Origin of the sequence: Trichormus sp. NMC-1, from assembly GCF_001858025.1 — a bacterium.
Lineage (GTDB): Bacteria > Cyanobacteriota > Cyanobacteriia > Cyanobacteriales > Nostocaceae > Anabaena.
Genome location: NZ_LZQD01000001.1, coordinates 361,573 through 384,687, shown reverse-complemented (window position 1 = coordinate 384,687; position 23,115 = coordinate 361,573). Strand labels below are relative to the sequence as shown.

Here is a 23,115-nt window from a genome sequence, read left to right as displayed (position 1 = left end):
TCAAGCCACAGGATGCTCTTCAAAAGTAAATACATCCATACCAAAACGCTTACGCAAAAAAATACGCAGGGTTATGACTGGTCATTTTAGCGATGCGGAACCTACCATTTTCTAACATTGACTAGATAATGTGCAGAGGTAGGGTTTGTATATCCTACGGCATCCAAGAAAAGCATAGCATAACGCACCATTCCAAGTTAAATAAGAATTGCAGGTAAAGTTTTGTATGAGTATTCGATATTTCTGCGATCTTGCTATAAATGCGATCTTGCTATAAAATTTATTGTGTAAATTTGATTATCTAAAGTTTCACAGATGTCAACACTTGCCTCCATTATCGATGCGGATGTGAGCCTATCCTTTGCTCCAGAAGTTGCGAAAGCTGTGCAAGCTTTCTTTTGCTTTATCAGTAGCGGAGTAGATATCCAGGGAATTTTTGATATTGAGGATGGGTTCGCCAAACAGGACGTTCGTGCTGCCCAGATTGCCTATCTCAAGTCTATTCCTGAAGTCGCTCAAATTTTTGAAGAAAGATATATTGGACCGACTCACAATGTAGAAGAATTAATCAAGCTACCTAAAGATTCGTTAGGCTATGCCTATGCCTATAACCTGCGAGAAGTAAGCTATCCGGCAGGTTTTTATCCCAAAGTCGAGATTCTAGATGATGTGAGCTATTACAGTCTGCGGATGCGACAAACCCATGATATTTGGCATACCGTTTCAGGTTATGGCCTCACTCTTTTTGGGGGAATTGGTATTACAGTATTTCAGTACGCGCAAAACCGCGATCCGGTTGGAGCGATACTGCTCGCCGGAGATATCCTGAATAATATCAAGATGCAGAGAGAGTTAGACACTTATATGCTTATCGTTCACGAGTCCTACAATGCAGCGCGTCAGGCAAAACCCTTTCTGGCGCAGAAGTGGGAAGAAGCTTGGGAAAAGCCACTAGCAGAATGGAGAGCGGAGTTAAATGTTGCTCCTGTAACAGATCGAACCCCTTATCTGCCACTGACAGCAATCTAACTTATCCGCAGACTTTTGAAAAACTCAGTGCAAACACTGTACTTCCACTCTTGTAGTGACAAAAAAACTACTCTTTGGAGAAACTAGAATCTTCGCTGCCTCTATATAATACTGCTTTCTAGTTTGATTTTTATGACCAACACGGATGCTGTTGGCGAAATATAACTGAATACTTCAAACCCTAATTTTTCGTAGGTTGGGCTGACGGAAGGAAACCCAACATCAAACAACGGGTTTATCGGATATTCCAATGTATAAGAAATAATTCGCCAACAGTATCCAATACTTGAATAATGGATCTGCTAATAGCAGCTTGACACCCAGGGTAAACATCTGGATTTAGCCAGCAACTGGCAGCAATGCACACCAAGGAGATACCGATGTCCGAGCTTAAGACCGAATTCTTGTTCGAGATAAGAATACAAATTCAACCGCCGATGGATGTCGGACAAGCCCCCGATGGGAACCGCATAATCTTTATAGCCCAGTCTGGACAGTTCGAGGGACCGAATCTCAAAGGTGAGGTTATCCCGATGTCCGGTGGCGATTGGGCTAGAGTAAGGGCTGACGGGTCTGGCGCAATCGACGTTCGTCTATGCCTAAAGACGCATGACGGGGCAATCATTCTCATGACTTATGGCGGACGGATGGTCGCAAGCCCAGAAAACTTTGAGTATGCGGTGGATTATTCTAAGCCGGACGATCCGCAAGGCGCAGAGGAGCGATACTATCTCAGAACCAATCCTTTATTCGAGACAGGTGATGAGCGATACGCATGGCTGAATAATATAGTTGCAATCGGCAAAGGACGCACCGGTGAAGGTGGCGTAATTCACGAAATCTTTGCAGTGAATTAGGTAGGGAGCAACGGAATTGTTATACGGCTATTAGGGGAGTTATAGCAGGTGACAGGGAACAGGTGACAGGTGACAGTGCTAGAAGCCTTTTAGTGTCTAAGTTTTAGGATTAGTTGATGTCCTAACCACCCTGTCCACGGCTATAGTAGCAAACGACTCAAAAACCGGGTATAGCAATATTATTATACGCCTTATGTGAGATGGGGTAGTAAAAAGAAGCGGGAAACCACAAGATAAAGGTATGGACACCAAAGCTTGAGGTCTACAGCATCCTATGACTTGATTCACATAAGGCGTATTCGATTAAAGTTTAGAAATTAGAGTTGCCTAGTAGCTTGTCGAGCGAGTTATCTTCGCCGGGAAGATTTTGTTGTAAGTCGCCCTATTGTTTCAGTATCAGGGGTTTTGAAACATGAATTTTTCTTAATAAATAAAAGGAATTATCCGCTTCGTTTGCTGACAATAATTTGTCCATTGTTCACCAAACTCTTGCTGGAGTAAATTTTCTTCGTCATAAATTCGCCATGCCAGCAACAACATATATACCCCAGTCATGACTAGCCCCACAACTGAAAGATAGATGAGTGAAACTCCTAAAACCCAAAGAACCAAACCAAAATAACGGGGGTGGCGTACATAGCTAAATGGTCCATCTGTGACTAATTTATTTCCTTCTTGAATTGTCACATTGAAAACAAATTGTTTACCAAGGTGCAGTGGACCCCAAGTGGAGAAAATCAGTCCAATGGTAAACATTACTACCCCAACATATCTTAAATAATTTTCAGCTTTAATTTGCCAGAGGTTGTGGCGATCACAGTATGGCAAGAGGCTAAAAATGATCACGTAAAGAAGCATACTCAACCATAAAGTGATGTTTTGGCGAGTTATCAGTTTATCTTTAACCGCGTCACTCACAAGATTTTGAGGTATAAACCAGGCATAGACGATACTTATCAAAGTTGAACCAACTAAGAAAATAACTCTCGCTGGATTTGCCAAAAATTCTGTCAAGTTATCAATACCCCAACCTAGAAGTGGTATACCAATTGACAAAAAACCATAGATTAGTAAGCTCAAAATAGCTTTAAATACGCTCATTATACAACTCCTGAGTATTTGATACTTATGCACCAATCAACAAAATACAGCGTATCGTTGGTATATGAGGTACAAATATTAATCATGAAACTCTTACGGTGTAAGGATATTATCCATTGCACAGATGACTACCGGAACTCTATCAAGACAGGGCTTCAAATGAGAAAATTATGTAACGATATAAACCTTGACGGCTGAACCATTCCATAGTTTGGGTAAGAAACATATCTACTTCAGTATCCCATCCTGGAGGTGAGGCTTTACGCATTACTTGACAAGAAATTGGGTAAGTAGGCAATGTATTTACGGTAATGTCGTGTTCATACACAACACGAAATCCTCTCTTTTCAGCGAGTTTTTCATACTCGTGCAAAGTTATGTTATTACTCAGGTTAAGGTTATTTTGACCATAAGTACTAGGAAATAAGCCATTAAACACAAAATCTAACATCCCAATCCAAGGCATTACTATATCTGCCGGAGTGAAGTCACAAATCGCTAGATAACCACCTGGTTTTAGTACCCGTTTTGCTTCTTGAAAGAATAGCTCTCGACTGGGAAAGTGAAAGACACACTCAACAGCTAAAACTACATCAAAGGAATTATTTTCAAAAGGTAGCTTACAGGCATCTGCTTCTACAAATTCAACTTTGTTAGTTGCCGCAGGCAAAACAAGTTCTCTGGCTCTGGCTAGCTGGCGCTCATCAATATTCACACCGACTAAATCCATATTTTTATATCTATTATTAATAGTGGCTATCGTGCCGCCAAATCCACATCCTACATCTAAAACTCTTTGATTATCTGTAATTCTACCTGCTTCACACATTTTCACAGATAACTTTTCTGTTGCTCGCCGAAAGTCTTCAACAGAACCATCTGGTAAACTGTTTGAGTCCCAATAACCCCAATGGACATGATGCCCAAAAGCTTCTATCACTTCCTGATTTTGTTTCTCAATTGAATCAAGCACAATATTGAAATAGCGGAGTCTATTTGTTTGCTCTGACATTTTATTTTAATCCTTGAGATAGAATACTGAACTTGCGAATGTGCGTATTACTAATTTTGCCTATTAGCGAAACCCAGTTATAACTAAAGGTACACCATTGGAGGGTTTGATAGTGCTTAAATGACGTACTGGTTGAATGGGTTGATTATCAGCTAATTTTAAATTGTATTTAGATACAATTGAAGCTATTAGTAGTTTCATTTCTAACATAGCAAAAGCATAACCCAAACAATACCTGGAACCACCGCCAAAAGGGATGAACTCGTAAGGGGTATATTGACGTTCTAAAAATCTTTCTGGTCTAAATCGCTTTGAATTTGGATACACATCTTCTTGATGATGGACTGAATAAATACAGGGATAAAATGTTGTCCCAGCTTCAAAAAAACGACCCATTATTTTCATGTCTTGTTTAGCAGTACGTCCAAAAGCAAATGTCACTGCTGGATAAAATCGCAATGTCTCTTCACAAACAGCCGTTAAATATGGGAGATTAGATATCTCCATCGGGTCAGGATTGTCCCCTAAACTATCTATTTCTTGCAACAGTTTAACTTTTACGCGGGGGTATTTTTCGAGCCAGTAAAAAGCCCAAGATAAAGCAGTCACGGTTGTTTCGTAGCCAGCATACAAAAAAGTAAACAATTCATGTTTTATCTGGTCATCGCTCATTTTCTGACCATCTTCATAAGTTGCTTCCAGCATTAAACTGAAGATATCATCGCCAAGTTTTTTTCTGTTAGTTCGCCTATCTTCTATTTCAGCTTGAAGAAGCTTGTCAACTGTTTGTTTGGTTCTGATAAAATTACCCCAGGGGCTCCAGTCTCCTAAGTCTACTTGCAGAACTTTAAAGAACATCAAACTCGATTGCACTGGAGAATCAATGATATTTACCCAATCAGTTATAATCGACAAAAATTGTTTGCTTTTTCCCTCTTCACGGATTCCAAACAATATGTCCACAAGTATCTTGAGGGCAATCTCTTCAATGAAACTTTTAGCAAGAAAAGGTTTATTTATTTCCTGGGAAGAAGTGACATTATCAGTAATTTCACATATTTTTTTAGCATATAATTTCATTCTATCTCCATGAAAAGCAGGCATAAGTAATTTACGCTCTCTTTTATGCTTGGAGTCATCCATTAATACTATGGAGTGATCGCCAGTTATAGGATGCAGAATAGCATTTGTAGTTTTGACATCAAAAGATTTAGCATAGGTACTAAAAATTTCTTGAATTCCTTGAGAATTTCCTATAAATACCAATGGAGAGAAACCAAATGTCCTAATAGTAAATATATCGCCATATCTATCTACACATTCTTTTAGATACTCAAAAGGTCTAACAAGCCAATTGATTAACTGAAATAATTCAGGTTCTTCAGGTCCGTTTGGTAATTTATTTTTACTCATAAAAGGCTGAAAGATATTGTTCATAAACGTATTCATGCTTCATCATCTCCATGTCTTATTTTAATAATTACAACAGGCTTACCATAACCTAAAAATATTAGTGTTTAGTATCAATAACCTATTTCCGAACTAGCTTGGGTACTTTTTTGATCCAAGACGCAGCACCTTGCCATTTATGAGGTCCATTAAGCCTGAATTGTGTTGCCATCATTGGACCTGCGAAAATTTCCTTCAAAATTGTCCAGTTTTCCCAAATTTTAGGCATAGCGTTAATTTCCTTCGCTATGTCATCCATGTAATCAAAAGCTGAAATACGCAAGCTACGGTATGCACTGTCAAGCCAGCCTTCTTCCTGATGTTTTCTGTGTTCTTGAATTTGCTCTTCCATTGCTGTTTTTGATGGTAATTCAACTTCACCAGAAATGACTTTAGAAAACCAACGTGCTTGCAGTTCAGAAGTGGGAAATATGACGTTTCCGTAAACAAATCCAATAAAGCCACAGTTGGGTAATTCGGGGGGAAATACCATCTTATAAAGATTTAAGTTTTTTTGATGGTCTTCACCTAAATATTCATCCATGAAAGGAACTTTAACTTGGTAGCCTGTTGCATACACAACCATATCTACTAATTCACTGCTACCATCTTCAAATACAACCTTATTTTCTTCAAAATGTGCAATATTTGGTTTGGTTTTGATTGCTCCCAGCCGGATGCGGTTTAAGGCATCTTCATTAAAAACAGGACCTGATTTCTCTGGACCAACATTTGGCTTCACACCACAAGCCTGGTGATCTAACATAATCGGATAAAACTTTTTAATGTGAACCAAAGATAAAATTTGATGCCGGAAAGGGATATGTTTATTCAGGCGAGTCACGATAAAATCAAAGGGTATTCTTTCGCAGTATCTGGGAAGTAACCAACGATTTTTACGATAACTCCAAATGGCTTTATTAGAGCTATAGGATGCAGTGACTGCAATATCTACTCCACTAGGTCCATTGCCAACAATTAGAACATTTTTATCTGCAAAAATTGAAGGTTCTTTATAATCTTTAGAATGGATTATCTTTCCTTGAAATTTTTCTTCGCCAGGAAAATTTGGCCATCTTGCTTCATTATAAATACCGCTACAAATAGCGATCGCATCGAAATTGAAAGTAGATTGACCGCCAGGATAGCTGACAGTAACTTCCCAATCATCATCCTTTCTGGAAACTTTATCTACTGTTGTATTGAATTTGATATGTTTCCTAATATCAAAGTGGTCTACGTATTCATTGAGATAGTCCAGAACCTCTGTATGGTCAGGAAACTCACTGGACTCCATCGACATAGGATAATCGGAGAAAACACTAACATACTTTGAGTGTTGAAAGTGAACTGTACTAAAAGCCCTGCCGCTAGTATTTTTAAAGACCCAAACACCACCAACTTGATCGCTGCTTTCAAAAACAGTCGGTTCGTGACCATCTTCAATAAGAGATTTTGCTGTAGCAATACCACTAGCACCAGCACCAATGACAGCAACTTTACATTTACGAGTAGAGTGTGGGGAAGATTTTAGTAAATTCATAAAATAATCTCAGTATTGTTTGAAAAACGAGGAATAAATAATAGAGAAAGGAGAGTAAACTGCTTATCTCTCCATTAGACTTTATTTCTGATTCACTAACTAAAGTGTAAAGAAACCATCCTTGATCATTTCCTGCATACTTAAATCGAAGGCAGTACAAATAAGTTCTAGGTCTTCTTGAGTGTGGGCTGCGCTCAACATTAAGGTGTGGAGTTCTGGCATATAAATGCCGTGTTTACGCATATAGTATGCTAAAGCCAAATTGACTTTAAAATTACTACCAGCTTGCTTTTCTCGGAAGTATTTAGCAGGTCTGTGACTAAATGTCAAAGAAAAGATGGAACGATTGGCTTTGACTTTGATGGGTACACCGTGAGAGTGACCAATTTCTAGTAGTTTTTCTGCCAGCCAATTAGTGTTATTGTCCAGTTGTACATATATTTCTGGATGTTCTTTGAGATAAGTTAATGCAGCTGTTCCTGCAACACAAGTCAGTGAGTTTCCACTCATTGTCCCACCGACAAAGGCTTTCTTTTCATAGTCAGAAAAAGGATCTTGGGAACTTTTACCAATATCAATCAGTTTCTGTTTCCCAACAACTGCACCGCAAGGAAGTCCTCCGCCAATTACTTTACCCAAGCAAGTCAAATCAGGGGTAATTCCTGCCAAGTTTTGGACACCACCATAAGCTACTCGAAATCCAGAAACAACTTCATCAAAAATTAAGGGAATATCTAACTCTGTACATATTTCTCTCAGTTTTGTGAGAAATTCAACGTCGTAATTAGCTAGTAATGAAGGCATTGGTTCGCAAATAACACAGGCTAACTCAGATGCTTCTGATCGCAATCGCTCTAAACCTTCAATGTAACCATATTGCAAAACCAGAGTATTTTTGACTGTAGCACTTTCAGTTCCTTGAGTTCCAGCAATAGGCTGAGGATCAAACTTTTCACCTGTAAAGCGAAACCAAGAACTGACCATTCCTTGATCAGAAAATCCGTGATAGTGTCCTTCAAACTTCGCTACTCGATCTTTCTTTCGGTAAGCACGACACAGACGGAATGCTTGTAAAATTGATTCTGTTCCTGAGTTGGAAAGGATTGCTTTTTCAGCACCAGGTAAAGCCTCAACCAGCATTTCGGCTAGTTTTAATTCCGCTTCACTTCCAATTGCGTTGACAAATCCGTTAGCAAGAGATTCAGAAATTGCTTGGTTAACGGCAGGATGGGCGTAGCCTAAGAGATGAGGACCGTAACCGCATGATATGTCTACGAAAACATTACCATCAAAGTCTTCGATTTTGCTTTTATTAGCCTTTTTGACAAATACTGGATAAGTGCTAGGGAAAAAATATCGGTTAATGTGAGTAGGTGCGACTAAAGAATTATTGGCGCGATCGCGCATTGCTAAAGAAGAAGGAGCCGTTTGTTGAAAATAAACATCAAACGTTTCTTTGACTTCTGAACTCATATAGGGAGAGTAACGGTCTGTAAACTTACTTGCATTCTCCCAGATATCAATATTGGGATCGATTTGCGTTGCAAAACCCTCGCAAGATAAAAATACCAACTCAACTTTTGTAAAATTAGTTGTGTACCGTGCGCGATATTTACGCAATATCTTGCTAACATCTTGGAAATAACTAACTGTTGACCATTGTGTTGTACTGATATCAAAGTGATATTGTAAAACGCTTTGAATTTCTTGCTCGTACTGACTCAAATTTTGAAAAATGTAGTCTTTATCTGTGACAAAGTGCTGAGTAAAACGCTCTACAGCTACACCCCATTCTTTGCGAGTACAAGCATAGTAAAAGGACGATAAACCCCATTTTTCATCTTCGCTAAGTTGCACAGTAATGCCATAGTCTAGGAGAATAATTGAGCCATCTTTTGTAAAAAATATATTTCCAGGATGAGGGTCTCCATGACATAAACCATGCATATAAAGCATAGTATAAATAGTATCCTGGAAACGTTGAGCGAGAAGATTGCGTTTTAATTCAACCTTGTGAACATCTTTTCCGGGAATTCCCTCCATGAACTCCATGAACAATAAGTTAGAAGTAGAAAGGTCTTTAATAATCGCAGGAACCTTGACATAAGGATGATTTTTGAAGTTGGTATATACTTCTTCCTGCTTTTGAGCTTCCTGCTTCATGTCTGCTTGAATAATCAGCAAATTTCTTAATTCTTGCAGACGCTTTGGTAAACCTAGTTCTCGTACAGATGGAACTACAAAATCAAGAATGGCAACAAAGAACTGAATAATATCCAGATTTTGTTTAAGTTGATTAAGAACATTTTTCTTAACAACTTTTACAGCGACTTTTTGCCCACTGACTAAAGTGGCGCTATGGACTTGAGCAATGGAACCACTAGCTAGTGGCTGAAAGGAAAATTCACTAAAAACATTTTCAAATGCCAGAGGCAAATCTTTGCTGATAATTTTCCTGGTATCGGCTTCATTCATATAAGGTACATTATCTTGCAGTTCTCGCAATGTTTGTACCCAATTTTCTGGAATCAAATCAGAACGTGTCGCTAAAATTTGTCCGATTTTGATGTAGACCGGTCCCATTTGAAGGAAATAGCGGTAAATCCATTGCCCTTGTTTTAAGCTTCGCTCTTCTTTATTACTACCTACAGTAGTAATAAAATATCCACAGAGGTAAATGAAAGTTACGCTAATAAGCTTTAAAAATTGAAACAACATTAATTCTTAAACCTCTTATTAATTAATCATTTGCTATTTTAAAGAAAATATGAGGAGGTAGAGAAATGGGATACCCCTCTTATTAGCTCTTAATTAATAGATGAACGAATAGGCAGCAAAAGACATACCTGCACTACCAAGCAAACCCGCAATCCGATCTCCTCGCTGAATCTTTCCTGCCTCGATAGCTGAAGCGATACCTGTGGGTATAGAAGCAGAGACTAGATTTCCATAATTTGGATAAATATGCCACATGAGATGCTTGACACCTAATGCTTCAGCAACTTTATCCCACTCTCTTTTTGACGATGCATGGGGGAAAATTGCCCGAATTTCGTCAGTAGGAGCTTTTAAGAGTTTAAATATCTTAATGGACTCTTCATATGAGTTGGCGTGCAACTCAACTCCAAAAGAGGTAAATTTGTTAACGCCATTTAAACCAATCCGCTTAGAAGGTGTGCAATAACCTTCGTATCCATCTAAGGGGACATTGCATAGATCTGCCAGATCTGGACGAGATTTAAAGTGAAATTCCCATTCTCGATCTGGATCGTAGGAAACAATTGTTGCTGTCGCTGCTTCTCCCAAAGTATAAGCTGGAAAAGACCATTCCATAGCTTCAATATTGGGCAGTTGGAAAACAGTAGGAAAAACTGGTCCACCAAAGTGCATATTACACTCGGCATTAACTATTAAAGCTCGTTTATAACGACCGCTTTGAAGTAGTGTGTGAACTATGTTCAGGGTACGAGTCCAACTCATGCAAGCATCGAGGATATCAAAACACTCTGCGTTTTGCAAACCAAGACTAGCTGCAACGTGGTAGCCTGCTGCTGGTTCTATAAATCCTCGACCAATACCAGTATAAACCAGTAAATCTATATCATCTTTATCGCAGTTTGCCTCCGTAATTGCTTCTTGAAAAGCACGAGTCACTAAATCAATTGGCTTTTCGTCTTTGTCTAACCAGTAACGGATATCTGAACCTGAATAGCGAAGGAAATAGTTGATTTTACTTAAAGCTGTCTTTAAATCTCCTGTAAAGATTGGTGTGCTATATTCCTCAACTAATGCCAAAATATCATCATTTGTCAATTTCTTTGTCGGCAAAGCAGCCTTGATTGCTTCAATTTTCATGTTATTTTATAGAAAGAAGACAACAATTGTTTTTGGTTGTTGATCGGAAGTTATAGTTTTTCTTAATAACTTCCTTAAATTAAGAGGAGCGTAAAGAATTGCTCAGAATGCAAGGATTTATAGAAGCACGCTATGATGCTACTTTAGCGACTGAAAAAGCATTTTGAGATTGAGAAATTTGCTTGGCTAATGCATCAATCGATGGAGAATCCCACAACCAATCAGGAACAATTGAATAGCCAAGCCAAGTTTCTAAATCTCCATGTAAATTCATACTATCCAAAGAACTAAGCGCGTAGTAAGTAAGAGATTGATTGGGGTCCATTTCTTTTATATCTAACTTTTTCTCTTTGGCAATCCACGAAATTAGCCAATCTTGAATACCTAATTTAATGATACTGGATAAGTTATTTTGCATGGGAGATTTACCTTCATTAATTACTTGTTCTTTTGACTTATCTTTCCACTCTTGCACTACATCTAATTGGTTATTTAAAAATTGAGTGCGACAAGCCTGACGTTGAATTTTGCCACTCGAGGTTTTAGGAATGCTACCTGTTTTTAGCAGTAATACAGCGTATACCTCTAATTCATGTTCTTTAGATACTGCTTTGCGTATGGCTCGAATTACTTCATCAGCATCCAACTTACGCAGGTGAGTACGCTCGATTTCACAAACAACAACCAGTCTTTCTTGCTCATTCTCATCAATGCTAAATACTGCGCTATATCCCGAACGTAGACTGGGGTGACTTTGTTCTGCTGTTAGCTCGATATCCTGAGGATAGTGATTGCTACCTCGGATGACGATCAAATCCTTAATTCGACCTGTGATAAATAACTCATCATCTTTGAGAAAGCCCAAATCACCTGTTCGCAAGAAGGGACCCTCACCATTATCAGTTAAATAAGCCCCAAATGTCCGCTGAGTTTCTTCAAGTCGTCCCCAATACCCCTGAGCAATACTAGGACCTGATACCCAAATTTCACCAACTTGATCAGATGGAGATTGAGTCAGAGATTTAGTATCTACAATGACAACTTTTGAGTTTAATACAGTACTACCACATCCAACTAATGTCTTTGCAAACGGCTCGTCTTCTGATGCCTCCACAATTAAATTTTTGGATAGTGAATCTGCTTGAACAGTTAAAATTGTTGGCGAGTTCTTCTTTCTAGCAGATGACACTTTCAGTGTTGCCTCTGCTAGTCCGTAACCTGGGTAGAAAGTACTCCAACGAAAACCATACGGTGCAAAAGCTTGATAGAATTTTTCCAATGTTTGCTGTCTTACTGGTTCTGCACCATTTACAGTTACCTGCCAACTACTCAGGTCTAGATTTTCGCGTTGTTCTGGGCTGATTTTGTCAGTACATAAATCATAAGCAAAATTTGGTGCGCCACTGTGAGTAGCTTTATAGTCAGAGATTGCTTTTAGCCATCGAATTGGCTTTTGAGTAAATGAGGCAGGTGACATAAATATACATGGGAATCCATTGTAAATCGGTTGAATCACCCCGTATATTTGTCCAAAATCATGAAAGTGAGGTAACCATGATACGAGAATACTATCAGTCCCTGTTTTCCATGAAATGGCTATTTCTGCTGAGTTCTCTAAAGCATTCTCATGACTAATCATTACACCTTTAGGTGTTGAAGTAGAACCAGATGTGTATTGAAGATAAGCAATAGAAACACTGCTGACTGATTTTGACTCCCATTGATCAGCTAAATTTTCATCAATTTTGTCAGTTGCTAACCATTGTAGCTTTTTCAAATCAGGAGTATGATTCAATAATGTTTGTAAATTATTGAGAGATTGATTATTTGTCAAAGCAATTTGTGCTTGAGAATCCTCCATAATTGACTGAATCCGAGACATCTTGCGGTTATTTCTCGGCGAATAGAGAGGAATAGCAATTAATTCTGCGTAAAGACAACCAAAAAAGGCTGCTATATAATCCATTCCAGGTGGGTAGAGTAATAAAACTCTTTCTCCTGGAGTTGATAGATTCTGCAAATATACAGCAATACTTCTAGCTTTAGCATCTAGTTGCTGATAAGTTAAAGTTGATTCTAGTCCTTCTTCATCTTCTAAATACTTGAAAGCAGTTTGATTTGGTTGATTTAAAGCTCTATAGCGTAAAAGATCAACCAAATTAGAGTAGCTGTTGTTGCTTATAAAATTGCTATTTGTAATTGTTGTAATGACCTGATTCATGGGAATTATTTAGAGTTAGTGGTCGTTATGTTCAACTGGACGTGGAGTTCGCGTCTTGTGAAATTAAGGCATCACTAAAAGTCCACCTGCTAAATAGTCATCTAAATAAGATGCCATACTCAGACGTGAAGGTGGATGGAACGCAAGCGCTCTGGACGCTGCTAACAAATAGGCAACTTCTCCAGAACTAATAAACGCCAGTCCGCCCAATAATTCTGCTGATGTTTCCACAACTCTTTCTATAGAACGTTGCACTGAATAACGCACAAATAAGGCTTGTGCAATTTCACTGTCACTTGACCAACCAAGCATAATTGCATGGGCGACAGCTTCAAGTGAAGCCATTGCTCCTTCGACTTCAATTGCCACTAATGCACGCTCAGTAGGCGTACCTCTACGTTCGGCAATTACCCGCTCGACGAGGGCGCTGGCTGCACCTAGATAGGAAGCTGATACAAATAACTCAAACCAAACAAACGCCCTAGCCATGATGCTTCCTAAGTCCTCTGGCTTACCTAAATAAAAGATAAATTCCTCTGGGACAAATACATCTTTTAAAATTACTTCCTCGCTTTCTGCTCCACGAAGAACCCAAGTATTCCAAAAAGGTTTACGCTCAATACCTGGTGAATCAGCTGCAATGATAGCTAATGCTAACTCCTGTCCATCTCCTGATCTACTGGGAACGATTACACTTGCCGTTAGAAAATCCATTGATGCGGATAAACTACAAGGCTTTTTGCTACCATTAACAAGTAAACCACCATCAACTCGCTGTGATGTGAGGGTTGGTGCTAAGATACTTGCACTTCTGTTTCCTTCCGAAAAGCCAGAAGCTAAATAGAGATTATTCTCAGCAATAGCCCGAACAAACTCCCCAACGGATTCATCAGCAAGACTGTCCAGGAAAGCTATGACTGTACAATGATGCATATTTGCCGCAAGGGCCAAAGAAGGTGAACGACTAGCAACTGCTCGCTGAATGTGAGCGAGTTCCAAAGGTGTAACACCAGACCCTCCATATTCCCGTGGAATCAACAATCCTGGTCCACCCAGTTCACGAAAAATTTGCAGAGCGGGACTTCCCTTATCTTCCAAATCCAGAAAGGATTTTTCTTGAAGTCGGTTGTCAAGGGTTGGTAGAAATTTTTCGAGAGTAGCACGTTCTTTCTGTAAAAAATGCATTTTTAGATTTTCCTTACCTGAAAGGGTGAGTCGGTAGTGATATCGTTTAGTGATATCGTTTCCCGTTGCATCTGGATTTAGTAACAGGACTAACACGTTCTTCGTGTACAAAATGCATTTTTAGATTTTCTTTACCTGAAAGAGTGAGTCGGTAGTGATATCGTTGAATGATATCGTTTCCTGTCGCATCTGAAATTTAGTAAAATTGTTCAACCCATTCTCGGAACTGATTAATGCTGTGTTCTTCTTTGTACAGAGGTGGATTCTCCAGAAAAATTTTGTGATCCCACACCATTGCATCTTTATCAACTTCTTCGCAAGCTTTTTTGGTTAGTAGTTCCACTATGAAACGAGTAATGGGAACGTTAATAAATTTCTTCAGTTTTGTTACGCATAGCGCCTCTGCATTTTCTTTGTCAATGGGCGTATGCATACAAACAAGTCGCCATTCTAGAACTGTTTTGCCATTGGCTTTGAGAGAAACAAGATTGCGATTGCAACCCAATCCATACTGTTGATATGTAGTATGGAATTCGTTGATACCAAGCAATCTAGATATAAGGGGTATCTGAACTTCATAAGAGGCAATATGAGTACGTATCAATCCATCTAGTTCCAGAGATTCGCTGAGGACTTTACCAAACCTTGCCCCATGTAAATGGCTGAAATGTGCAGTATCTGAATTATTTTCAGCAATTTCTTGTATGGAGCAGGAAACGTTGCGTTTATACATTTGAACGGCAGATACCCACTCTCCTCCAGAAAATTCTGGAAATTCTGGCATTTCCCAAGTAGGAGGTTTTCCTTCAACGTGGTAGTAGGCGTAAACTATACCATTAAGTTCAGCTACTGGCCATTTGCCAATTTTGGCAGTTGGATTACTGCCAGTGTGAGGATAAGGAACATGATTGCAGTATCCTTCTTTATCCCAAATCCAACCGTGGTATGGACATTGGATACCTTCACCTCTTACCTCTCCTCCGTGACCTAAATGCGCTCCCAAATGGCGACAGTGAGCATCAAAGACGCAGGCTTCACCACTTTCTGTGCGGAAGAGAACGATATCCTTGTTGAAGTAACGCAGTGGCTTAACTTCCCCTGGACGCAGGTCTTTACTAAAACAAACACGATACCAGCTATTAGGAATTGGGTGAATTCTGAAATTTTGATTCAAGCACATAATCGTGACTCTCTAAATATTACCTCAGTTATCTCTACTAACTAATACCAGCTACTGTGCTAATTTCTGCAACTGGTTTTTTTGTTTTGTTAATTTGCGCTATCTCAAAACTATAAGCAAACGCTAGATCATCGTGATAGAGAGAGTCGCTTAACTCCTGATCACGCTGGAGAACATCTTCTAAATCAGATGGAATTAATTGCTTATTCAGAAAATTGCGATAACATAATTTTCCTTGGTTTGCACCTGTTCTAACTACTTCGTTTATTAAACTGGTAAAAGTCTCTCCATCAATACAACTTGTGACATCTGACAATGAATACTTATCGATTGATTTCTCTGGCATTTTCTTCATATATTCGATCAGATTGGTTGTGACAATCTCGAATTTGGTTGTTGCTTGACGTATAGCATGGTAATTTTCCTCAAGTAAAAAGTGAGGAAGACAACGTTTTCCCTGATATTCCACATATTTACCATAGAACATGAAACTAGTCCAGTTATTATCCCGCACTAAATGATTATTGAAAGTGTGATGCAATCGTTCTATTAAGTAATCCCCAACATTCACATTCATTTCCACTAAATATTTGGGATCGTTGAGGATGATTTGGATTGACAAGGGTGAAAAGCCCAGACGAATCAGAGAATTCCAGAAAAAACCAGAGATATGGTTATTGAAAATGTCACGCTGCTCTTCTAAGGTCGAAGCACGAGCAATCTGCTCAAATTGTCTACCATAAAGTAGACGCATTAATGGCGCAACGAATCTAACATAAAATAATTCATGACGACCTGAAACAAGAACTCCTGCTTCAATTGCCCACCGATTGGCACTAAAATAAGCAAATGCTTGAGGAGATATTTTATCTTCAAATGAGGAAAATATCTCCCACCGATTAGAGCAATCTTCTACACCAAAAAACTGAAGTAGCTTGTCATATGATAAAGCCCGAATGGCTGCCAGTTTCAATTCGAGCAAATAATTTTGACCAGGTGAGAAATCTACAGATATTAATGACTTGGGATTGCAAGCAAGAAGGCTAAGAGTTCGGCATCCGCTGCCCGTGACAGCAAGCACTCTGTCATTTGATGTAATATCTAAAGCTCGTAACTCCGAGTATGAATCTTCATCACAGGTACTGTATAAGATCCACTTCTCTTGATTAGATTTTTGCATAAAACCTTCTTATTTGGTTAGCTTGATTACGGCAATATTTGGATCATTTGTTTGTATGTGTCATGTTTCGACTTCCTAGAGTTGGGAAGGTCGAGGGGGAGCATTACAGCTTCATCCATACCATCCAAAACCGTGTTTGTAGTAAGGGTGTAGGTTAGGTAGTTAGCAAGTTACCATTATTGGCATTTTTCCAACCACCGCTTCCAAACGAATCATGATCGGTTCCGTATGAATTAGCTGTTCAGTAGTAATACTGTACAGTAAACTTTTGGCTATTCACATCTCGCGTACTTTACGGTTTTATTACACAAAACCACGTGTTCCACTTCATCCTGATAAATGGCTTTCCCATTGGATCTGGAAGTCTCTTAATCCCACGAGTAGTGTTATAACTCAGTTCCCATAAGACTTTTTTGCCTTAGGCAGTTTTATGTTCCGTAACTTCTAGGGGACATGATATCACAACTAAGCTAATTTCTACGGAGTTCTTTATTTTCCCAATTCTAGGGGACATGATATCACAACTAAGCTAATTTCTATGGAGTTCCTCATTCTCCTTAGTATAAAAGAGGATAAAAAAAACTTAACTTGGTTTTCTAGAGGGGTTATGATATCATCACGCAGGTTGGACGTATAATTATCGATATGACCAACAGATTCTGATCCATCTTTCGTCACTTTCGGCAACGCAAACTCTCAACCCTTTATTTAACAAAGTTTTTGGCGATTTATTAATGTTTGAAATATTTTGAAACATTAATGAAATGTTAAGACCTTGAGCATATTTGAAGCGTGAAAATGAGGGAATTGTTTTTTTGATTCCCAGTTTGACGAAAGCAGTTTATTTGCCAATGTTTGAAGTAATGGCAAATTAATGTAAGTGCTTAGTACATTCGTACCTTAGAAAAAGTAAGTTTAGTTTGGATGTCAAGATGCCAACAAAAAGCAGGTATCAAAGAATCTAAAAAAAGCAAAGTTTATGAGGATAAAGATCGAATACTGAAAACAGATTGATTTTGATCGCGTTACTTCCTAACCTGTAAAATACTGGCTTATGAATGTTCGTTTGAACGATTTACCAAACTCTCTAGAAAGATTTTCAACATTAGTACAACTACTAAGCTACAGAGCGCAAAATCAGTCTGAGCAAAAAGCCTATACTTTTCTGCGAGATGGAGAAACTGAAGAAGTCAGCCTAACTTATGGAGAACTAGACCAAAAAGCACGGGCAATAGCGCAAGCGCTGACTTGTCAGTTCGCATCCCATATTCAATCTCTAGGAGCATCTGGCAAACGTGCGTTGCTCTTGTATCCACCAGGTCTAGAGTTCATTAGTGCCTTCTTGGGATGTTTATATGCCGGTGTTGTAGCAGTTCCTGCATATCCACCCCGTCAGAATATGAACTTGTTGAGATTGCAGGCAATGGTCACAGATGCTCAAGCAACTGTTGTATTGACTACTTCATCCTTGTTAGTAAACTTGGTAAGTCAATGGGACCAAAATCCAGAATTGCCAACTATGCACTGGTTAAGCACTGATGACATCGACAGCAATATCAGTTCAGATTGGCAAGAACCAAAACTAGAGAGCGATACTGTAGCCTTTCTGCAATATACTTCTGGCTCTACGGGAACGCCGAAGGGAGTGATGATCACTCATGGAAATTTGCTGTCCAACGAAAGAGCGATCAAGATCGGCTTCGGACATACAGATCAAACAATAGTCGTCGGTTGGTTGCCCTTATTCCACGATATGGGATTGATTGGCAATGTCTTGCAGCCCCTATATTTGGGTTTACCTTCCATTCTCATGTCACCAGTAGCTTTTCTGCAAAAGCCTTTGCGTTGGTTGCAAGCTATTTCTCGATACAAAGCGACTACTAGTGGAGGTCCAAATTTTGCCTATGACCTTTGCGTTCGCAAGATTACTCCAGAAGAACGTTCTAGTCTTGACTTAAGCAGTTGGGAAGTTGCTTTCAACGGAGCCGAACCAGTTCGGTCTGAAACATTAGAGCGCTTTGCTAACTATTTTGCCGAGTGTGGTTTTCGTAAAGAAGCATTGTATCCTTGCTACGGCATGGCTGAAACAACTTTATTTGTTTCAGGAGGTTTAAAAACATCTCCCCCCCTTCTTTACCAGGTAGAAGCAAAAGCCCTTGAGGAAAATCGAATAGTGGCTACTGAATCTGACGAAGGGACTACAACAATTGTTGGCTGTGGTCGCACCTGCTTAGATGAGAAAATCGCTATTGTCGATCCTGAATCCTTAACTCTGTGTCCCCCCAGTAAGGTAGGAGAGATTTGGGTGTCGGGTTCTTCTGTGGCTGCTGGCTATTGGAGACGACCAGAGCAAACAACTGAAACCTTTCAAGCTTATCTGTCAGATACAGGTGAAGGACCGTTTCTCCGGACAGGAGACTTAGGCTTTTTGCAAGACGAAGAGTTGTTTGTTACAGGAAGACTTAAGGATGTGATTATTGTTCGCGGACAAAATCATTATCCCCAGGATATTGAGTTAACGGTTCAAAACAGTCATCCAGCACTGCGATTGAATTGTGGGGCAGCCTTTACAGTAGAGCAAAAAGGGCAACAACGATTAGTTGTTGTGCAAGAGGTAGAACGAACCTCTTTGAGGCGGTTGGATATTAAAGAAGTCGTCGGCAACATTACTGAGGCAGTCATAGATAACCACGGGTTACAAGTGTATGCAACAGTTTTGATTAAGCCGGGGAGTATTCCTAAGACATCAAGTGGCAAGATTCAGCGCCATGCGTGTCGGCGTGGATTTCTAGATGGCACTTTGAATGTGGTGGAGAACTCTAGTAAAAGCCCTCATAATCAAGATAAATTGCAACAGTTAACAGATGATGTTAACTCCCTCTTAACAAAAGTGCAGGAAGTTAATCCTGATTTGAAAAGAGCGAATATCAAGGAGGGTGCGAAAGCTAATGCACTTCAATAGTCACAGTCAGTCCTTGGAAAGTTCAAGTCGTCAACGTGCAGAAGAAATTATCTATTGGTTACGAGACTATGGCCAAAGACGAATTAATTCTAAGCTCATGGACGAGCGACGGTGTATAACTCCTCATATCGTTCTAGACTTTGGCAAAAAGGGCTTGTTAGGAATGCTCGTCCCTCAATCATCCGGGGGTCTTGGCTTAACCTACCGTGATATGTTTCAAATCGTGGAACAACTTGCAGCTATTGATCTCAATTTAGCTTCATTTGTCGGTGTCAACAATGCTCTAGGAGTCTATCCAATTCTTAAGTATGCTACACCTGAGATCAAAGAAACCTATTTAAAGAATTTAGCTGAAGGCAGAGATTTAGCAGCCTTTGCCATTACAGAGCCATGTGCAGGATCTAATCCTAGAGCAATCAAAGCTGAAGCTCATGCAGATGGTAATGGCGGGTGGTTACTCAGCGGAACCAAGATTTGGAGCGGTTCTGCATCTTGGTCAACCATGATCAATACTTTTGCTCACGTTATCGATGAACAAGGCGAATCTCTGGGAGTGACAGCCTTTACCATACCAGAAAATGCTCCAGGATTGAGGCAAGGTACTGAAGCTCTCACTATGGGAATGCGAGGTATGGTTCAGAATACCGTTCACCTTGAGCAGGTAAAAGCCAATCGTGAAAATGTCTTAGGTGAAATTGGTGCTGGTTTTGAGGTGGCTCAGGACGCAATGCAACTAGGGCGATTGGGAATTGCTGTTATGTGTATTGGGGGAATGAAGCGTTGCGCTCAACTTATGCTTCGTTATGCAACTCGTCGTTCAATTGGTATGGAACGGCTAATAGATCAACAAATTACTTTGCAACGTCTTAGTGATTTAACCGCATCAATTGGCGCGGTTGAGTGCTTGGTGAACAATATCACTACACCGCTAGATGAAGGAAAGTCTGTTCCTCCAGAAGCTTATCTTGTCACAAAGATTATTGCACCCGAATTAATGTGGCAAGCAGCAGATAATCTTGTTCAGTTGTTAGGTGGACGGGGTTATATTGAATCTAATATTGCACCCCAAATTTTCAGAAATGCTCGTTTATTTCGGATCTTTGAAGGGCCTACTGAAACTTTACAAATGCACTTAGGCTTGTTAGCTTTATACCACACCTCTCAACTTTGTTCATCTCTGAAGGAGTTTCTAGGAGCAACAGCAATCAGCGATAAAATACAACACACATCTGAATATTGTGCCTCTTATCTGAAAAAGCAAAACCTATCTCGGAGTAGTAATAAGAAACTGAGTAAAATACTATCTCAAAAGTTGGGTGATGTGGCTGCATGGGGATTTGTGGTTGCTTGCATACAAAAGTCTTATCAAAGTCAGCCATCAAATGAATTAAAACTTATAGAACAGTGGGGTCAACAAAATTTTCAGGCAAAAATAGCTAAGGCTATGAATGACAATCTATGCGGAGAGATTGTACTGGATACTAATCAGGTAGAAAATATGATTAATCAGTATACAGAAATGATTGGTAATGTTGAGCAGAGTCTGGCAGGAGAAGAAAATAAACTTGACGAATATCTTTGTAACAATGCCTAACGCCATATAAAATAAGGATGTTGAAACTAATGTAGTTAGATCATCAAAATCAGTTTATGATGACTTAAAGTAAAAAGCTTAAAAAGCAGAAAATACGGACTTGAAAGCAGTAATATATTCCCCAAATTGAGGTTGTTAAAATGACTAAACTATTTGAAGACAACAAATCAAGTGAACAGAGCGAGCAATTTACAGCACTAAAAATTAGCACCTGGCTAGTTTCCTATATGTCGGATTTGCTAGAAATTGAACCTGATGAAGTAGATGTAGAAACTACTTTTGCGCGGTTTGGTTTAGATTCCTCAGCCGCAGTGATTTTAACGGGAGATTTAGGAACCTGGCTAGGAAAAGAGATAGAACCAACAGTCATGTATGATTACCCAACAATCGCCAAGTTAGCAGAATATGTGGCTGAGGAAAGCTAAAAAATTGCAAGAGGATGTTTGAGAAGTCAAAAACTTAATAACTTTTCTCTGACAAGAAAAAAGGCTTTGATTGTGACATTATTCCCCCTTCCCTAGAATTGGGGTTAGATTTGAGAAATTTGACGTTAAAAAGATACTTGACAAATATCTAATAACCATAATCAATTACAACATAAAGCAGAAATAAATCATGATTACTAGCAGTCAAACTTCACCCACATATCAAGTTAATAAAGTTATTCCTCTCTTGGAAAAGAACTATGGAAATAACCTTGACACCGACTACACTGAAAAAATAGAAGAATTAGATAAAAACTTTAACTATAGTAGTAACAGCAATGCTTACTGGAGTGAGCCAGAACATTCAATTCTTTATGGCACACCACTCTATGAACAAGCTTCTCAATCTCAAAAATTAGCACTCAATCATCTGCATTGGGTTGCGTTTTACAAAAGAGTTGCTGATAGTGAAATCGAGACAATTCATTACAATACAATCACAGCAGATTGCCTGATGGCTGCAAATAGTGATTATAAAATGCTTGTAGAATTATTAGCTCATGAAACTTCCCAAGAACGCCACCACATTCATGCTTTCTACCAAGTAAATTATAAAACTACGAAATCTTTGCTAGGTAAAAACGCTCTCATTAATCCTGTTTCAGATCAGGCTTCTTTGCATAAGCAAAAAAGTTTTCAATTTTCAAATTATCTATCCTCTGCTGCCAACTTGATCGCTAAAATGATGGTCAAAGGCAAAGAGCAATCTCATTCTGAAAATAGCAAAGATGGAAAAGATGCCAATAAGCATGGGTCATTTCCTACCAGTGGCTTTGTCCATGGGTTTTCTGGAAAATCCACTCAATCAAGAAGACAGTTTTTTTCTGATAACTGGGGAAGTCATCCATTCTTAGCGTCGAATTTTTATGCTGTGCGCTACATGGCTAATCTACTTCTAAAAAATCACGAATTTGGTATACATAATTACTACAAAAAATTGCAGAAAAATAATGAATTCATAGCGAGTCCCACAACTATATCTCATTATCATTTTTTAGATGAGTCTTTTCATACAACAACTTCGCTGTTTATGGCTAGAGACTTTTATAAGAGTTTACCTAAGCCATCGACCTATGAAAAATTAATTGCAAATTTAGCTATATTACAGGCACAGCAAGAAAACTTGAATGATATCTCTGGAATATCAACCAGTCGCTTTTTGAGTGATGGTGATGCAATAATTTTTCTCATGAAACTCTTGCAAAGTCCTGTATTTGATATGTCTTCTCAGGAAGCAATGCAGTGGATTGAAAAATGCCTATGTCATGAGCATGAAGGATTTCATGTCAATCTGAAGGTACGTAATAAACTGTTATCAGAATTACGTAAGTTTGCAGAGCAACTAGACTACTTGTGGCCTGTAAATCGGGAAATGCGTGTGATGGCTTCAGGAGGTTCAATTAAGAAAGCGATCAAAAATAATATCAAAGCCTTTAATCAGTTTTCTATAGCACTTTAAAAA

The 23,115-nt window shown here is 39.1% G+C and carries 16 protein-coding genes; 6 read left to right on the top strand and 10 right to left on the bottom strand.

The features are described from left to right. Nucleotides 1-315 precede the first annotated feature (315 nt). Nucleotides 316-1,029 carry a Coq4 family protein gene (locus A9Y75_RS01625; RefSeq protein ID WP_071187621.1) on the top strand — a complete coding sequence of 238 codons (714 nt, stop codon included), beginning with the start codon at nucleotides 316-318 and terminating at the stop codon, nucleotides 1,027-1,029. A 380-nt stretch (nucleotides 1,030-1,409) separates the two neighbouring features. Further along, on the top strand, nucleotides 1,410-1,886 hold the full coding sequence (locus tag A9Y75_RS01620) for a DUF3237 domain-containing protein (protein WP_071187619.1): 477 nt from the start codon (nucleotides 1,410-1,412) through the stop codon (nucleotides 1,884-1,886). 423 nt (nucleotides 1,887-2,309) lie between these two features. Here the strand turns inward: A9Y75_RS01620 and A9Y75_RS01615 are convergent, their stop codons facing one another. The 10 genes from A9Y75_RS01615 to A9Y75_RS01570 all read right to left on the bottom strand — a co-directional run bounded on the left by A9Y75_RS01615 (nucleotide 2,310) and on the right by A9Y75_RS01570 (nucleotide 16,612). Then, on the bottom strand, nucleotides 2,310-2,987 hold the full coding sequence (locus tag A9Y75_RS01615; RefSeq protein ID WP_071187617.1) for an isoprenylcysteine carboxylmethyltransferase family protein: 678 nt from the start codon (nucleotides 2,985-2,987) through the stop codon (nucleotides 2,310-2,312). Nucleotides 2,988-3,129: 142 nt separating this feature from the next. After that, a complete protein-coding gene (locus A9Y75_RS01610) occupies nucleotides 3,130-3,999 on the bottom strand; it encodes a class I SAM-dependent methyltransferase (RefSeq protein ID WP_071187615.1) in 870 nt (289 codons plus the stop codon). Nucleotides 4,000-4,062: 63 nt separating this feature from the next. Then, nucleotides 4,063-5,448 carry a cytochrome P450 gene (locus A9Y75_RS01605; protein WP_236721300.1) on the bottom strand — a complete coding sequence of 462 codons (1,386 nt, stop codon included), beginning with the start codon at nucleotides 5,446-5,448 and terminating at the stop codon, nucleotides 4,063-4,065. Between the two features lie 82 nt (nucleotides 5,449-5,530). After that, a complete protein-coding gene (locus A9Y75_RS01600; protein ID WP_071187613.1) occupies nucleotides 5,531-6,991 on the bottom strand; it encodes an NAD(P)-binding domain-containing protein in 1,461 nt (486 codons plus the stop codon). Between the two features lie 99 nt (nucleotides 6,992-7,090). Next, nucleotides 7,091-9,574, bottom strand: a complete 2,484-nt coding sequence (locus tag A9Y75_RS01595) for an aminotransferase class III-fold pyridoxal phosphate-dependent enzyme (RefSeq protein ID WP_236721299.1) — start codon at nucleotides 9,572-9,574, stop codon at nucleotides 7,091-7,093. A gap of 228 nt (nucleotides 9,575-9,802) precedes the next feature. Further along, nucleotides 9,803-10,846, bottom strand: a complete 1,044-nt coding sequence (locus A9Y75_RS01590; protein WP_071187609.1) for a 3-oxoacyl-[acyl-carrier-protein] synthase III C-terminal domain-containing protein — start codon at nucleotides 10,844-10,846, stop codon at nucleotides 9,803-9,805. 130 nt (nucleotides 10,847-10,976) lie between these two features. After that, a complete protein-coding gene (locus A9Y75_RS01585) occupies nucleotides 10,977-13,067 on the bottom strand; it encodes an AMP-binding protein (RefSeq protein ID WP_071187608.1) in 2,091 nt (696 codons plus the stop codon). A 63-nt stretch (nucleotides 13,068-13,130) separates the two neighbouring features. After that, on the bottom strand, nucleotides 13,131-14,252 hold the full coding sequence (locus tag A9Y75_RS01580; protein WP_071187606.1) for an acyl-CoA dehydrogenase family protein: 1,122 nt from the start codon (nucleotides 14,250-14,252) through the stop codon (nucleotides 13,131-13,133). Between the two features lie 196 nt (nucleotides 14,253-14,448). Further along, nucleotides 14,449-15,432, bottom strand: coding sequence for a Rieske 2Fe-2S domain-containing protein (locus tag A9Y75_RS01575; RefSeq protein WP_071187604.1), 984 nt, complete (start codon nucleotides 15,430-15,432; stop codon nucleotides 14,449-14,451). Nucleotides 15,433-15,469: 37 nt separating this feature from the next. Further along, nucleotides 15,470-16,612, bottom strand: a complete 1,143-nt coding sequence (locus A9Y75_RS01570; protein WP_071187602.1) for a DUF3419 family protein — start codon at nucleotides 16,610-16,612, stop codon at nucleotides 15,470-15,472. Between the two features lie 1,054 nt (nucleotides 16,613-17,666). On the opposite strand from A9Y75_RS01570, the gene A9Y75_RS01565 reads away from it, so the two are divergent. From A9Y75_RS01565 to A9Y75_RS01550, 4 genes are all read left to right on the top strand, one after another. Beyond that, on the top strand, nucleotides 17,667-19,574 hold the full coding sequence (locus A9Y75_RS01565) for a fatty acyl-AMP ligase (protein ID WP_071187600.1): 1,908 nt from the start codon (nucleotides 17,667-17,669) through the stop codon (nucleotides 19,572-19,574). Next, a complete protein-coding gene (locus tag A9Y75_RS01560; protein ID WP_071187597.1) occupies nucleotides 19,561-21,168 on the top strand; it encodes an acyl-CoA dehydrogenase family protein in 1,608 nt (535 codons plus the stop codon). The genes A9Y75_RS01565 and A9Y75_RS01560 overlap by 14 nt, the downstream gene beginning before the upstream one ends. 140 nt (nucleotides 21,169-21,308) lie before the next feature. Then, the gene (locus A9Y75_RS01555) at nucleotides 21,309-21,593 is read left to right on the top strand and encodes an acyl carrier protein (protein WP_071187595.1); all 285 of its coding nucleotides are present in this window, start codon (nucleotides 21,309-21,311) and stop codon (nucleotides 21,591-21,593) included. A gap of 190 nt (nucleotides 21,594-21,783) precedes the next feature. Further along, nucleotides 21,784-23,112 (top strand): hypothetical protein, encoded by a 1,329-nt coding sequence (locus tag A9Y75_RS01550; RefSeq protein ID WP_071187594.1) that lies wholly within the window; start codon nucleotides 21,784-21,786, stop codon nucleotides 23,110-23,112. Nucleotides 23,113-23,115: the final 3 nt, after the last annotated feature.

Bases quoted from the DNA above. Each gene is read 5' to 3' on its own strand.
- A9Y75_RS01625 (WP_071187621.1), top strand. From the start codon at position 316: ATGTCAACACTTGCCTCCATTATCGATGCGGATGTGAGCCTATCCTTT.
- A9Y75_RS01620 (WP_071187619.1), top strand. From the start codon at position 1,410: ATGTCCGAGCTTAAGACCGAATTCTTGTTCGAGATAAGAATACAAATT.
- A9Y75_RS01615 (WP_071187617.1), bottom strand. From the start codon at position 2,987: ATGAGCGTATTTAAAGCTATTTTGAGCTTACTAATCTATGGTTTTTTG.
- A9Y75_RS01610 (WP_071187615.1), bottom strand. From the start codon at position 3,999: ATGTCAGAGCAAACAAATAGACTCCGCTATTTCAATATTGTGCTTGAT.
- A9Y75_RS01605 (WP_236721300.1), bottom strand. From the start codon at position 5,448: ATGAATACGTTTATGAACAATATCTTTCAGCCTTTTATGAGTAAAAAT.
- A9Y75_RS01600 (WP_071187613.1), bottom strand. From the start codon at position 6,991: ATGAATTTACTAAAATCTTCCCCACACTCTACTCGTAAATGTAAAGTT.
- A9Y75_RS01595 (WP_236721299.1), bottom strand. From the start codon at position 9,574: ATGGGACCGGTCTACATCAAAATCGGACAAATTTTAGCGACACGTTCT.
- A9Y75_RS01590 (WP_071187609.1), bottom strand. From the start codon at position 10,846: ATGAAAATTGAAGCAATCAAGGCTGCTTTGCCGACAAAGAAATTGACA.
- A9Y75_RS01585 (WP_071187608.1), bottom strand. From the start codon at position 13,067: ATGAATCAGGTCATTACAACAATTACAAATAGCAATTTTATAAGCAAC.
- A9Y75_RS01580 (WP_071187606.1), bottom strand. From the start codon at position 14,252: ATGCATTTTTTACAGAAAGAACGTGCTACTCTCGAAAAATTTCTACCA.
- A9Y75_RS01575 (WP_071187604.1), bottom strand. From the start codon at position 15,432: ATGTGCTTGAATCAAAATTTCAGAATTCACCCAATTCCTAATAGCTGG.
- A9Y75_RS01570 (WP_071187602.1), bottom strand. From the start codon at position 16,612: ATGCAAAAATCTAATCAAGAGAAGTGGATCTTATACAGTACCTGTGAT.
- A9Y75_RS01565 (WP_071187600.1), top strand. From the start codon at position 17,667: ATGAATGTTCGTTTGAACGATTTACCAAACTCTCTAGAAAGATTTTCA.
- A9Y75_RS01560 (WP_071187597.1), top strand. From the start codon at position 19,561: ATGCACTTCAATAGTCACAGTCAGTCCTTGGAAAGTTCAAGTCGTCAA.
- A9Y75_RS01555 (WP_071187595.1), top strand. From the start codon at position 21,309: ATGACTAAACTATTTGAAGACAACAAATCAAGTGAACAGAGCGAGCAA.
- A9Y75_RS01550 (WP_071187594.1), top strand. From the start codon at position 21,784: ATGATTACTAGCAGTCAAACTTCACCCACATATCAAGTTAATAAAGTT.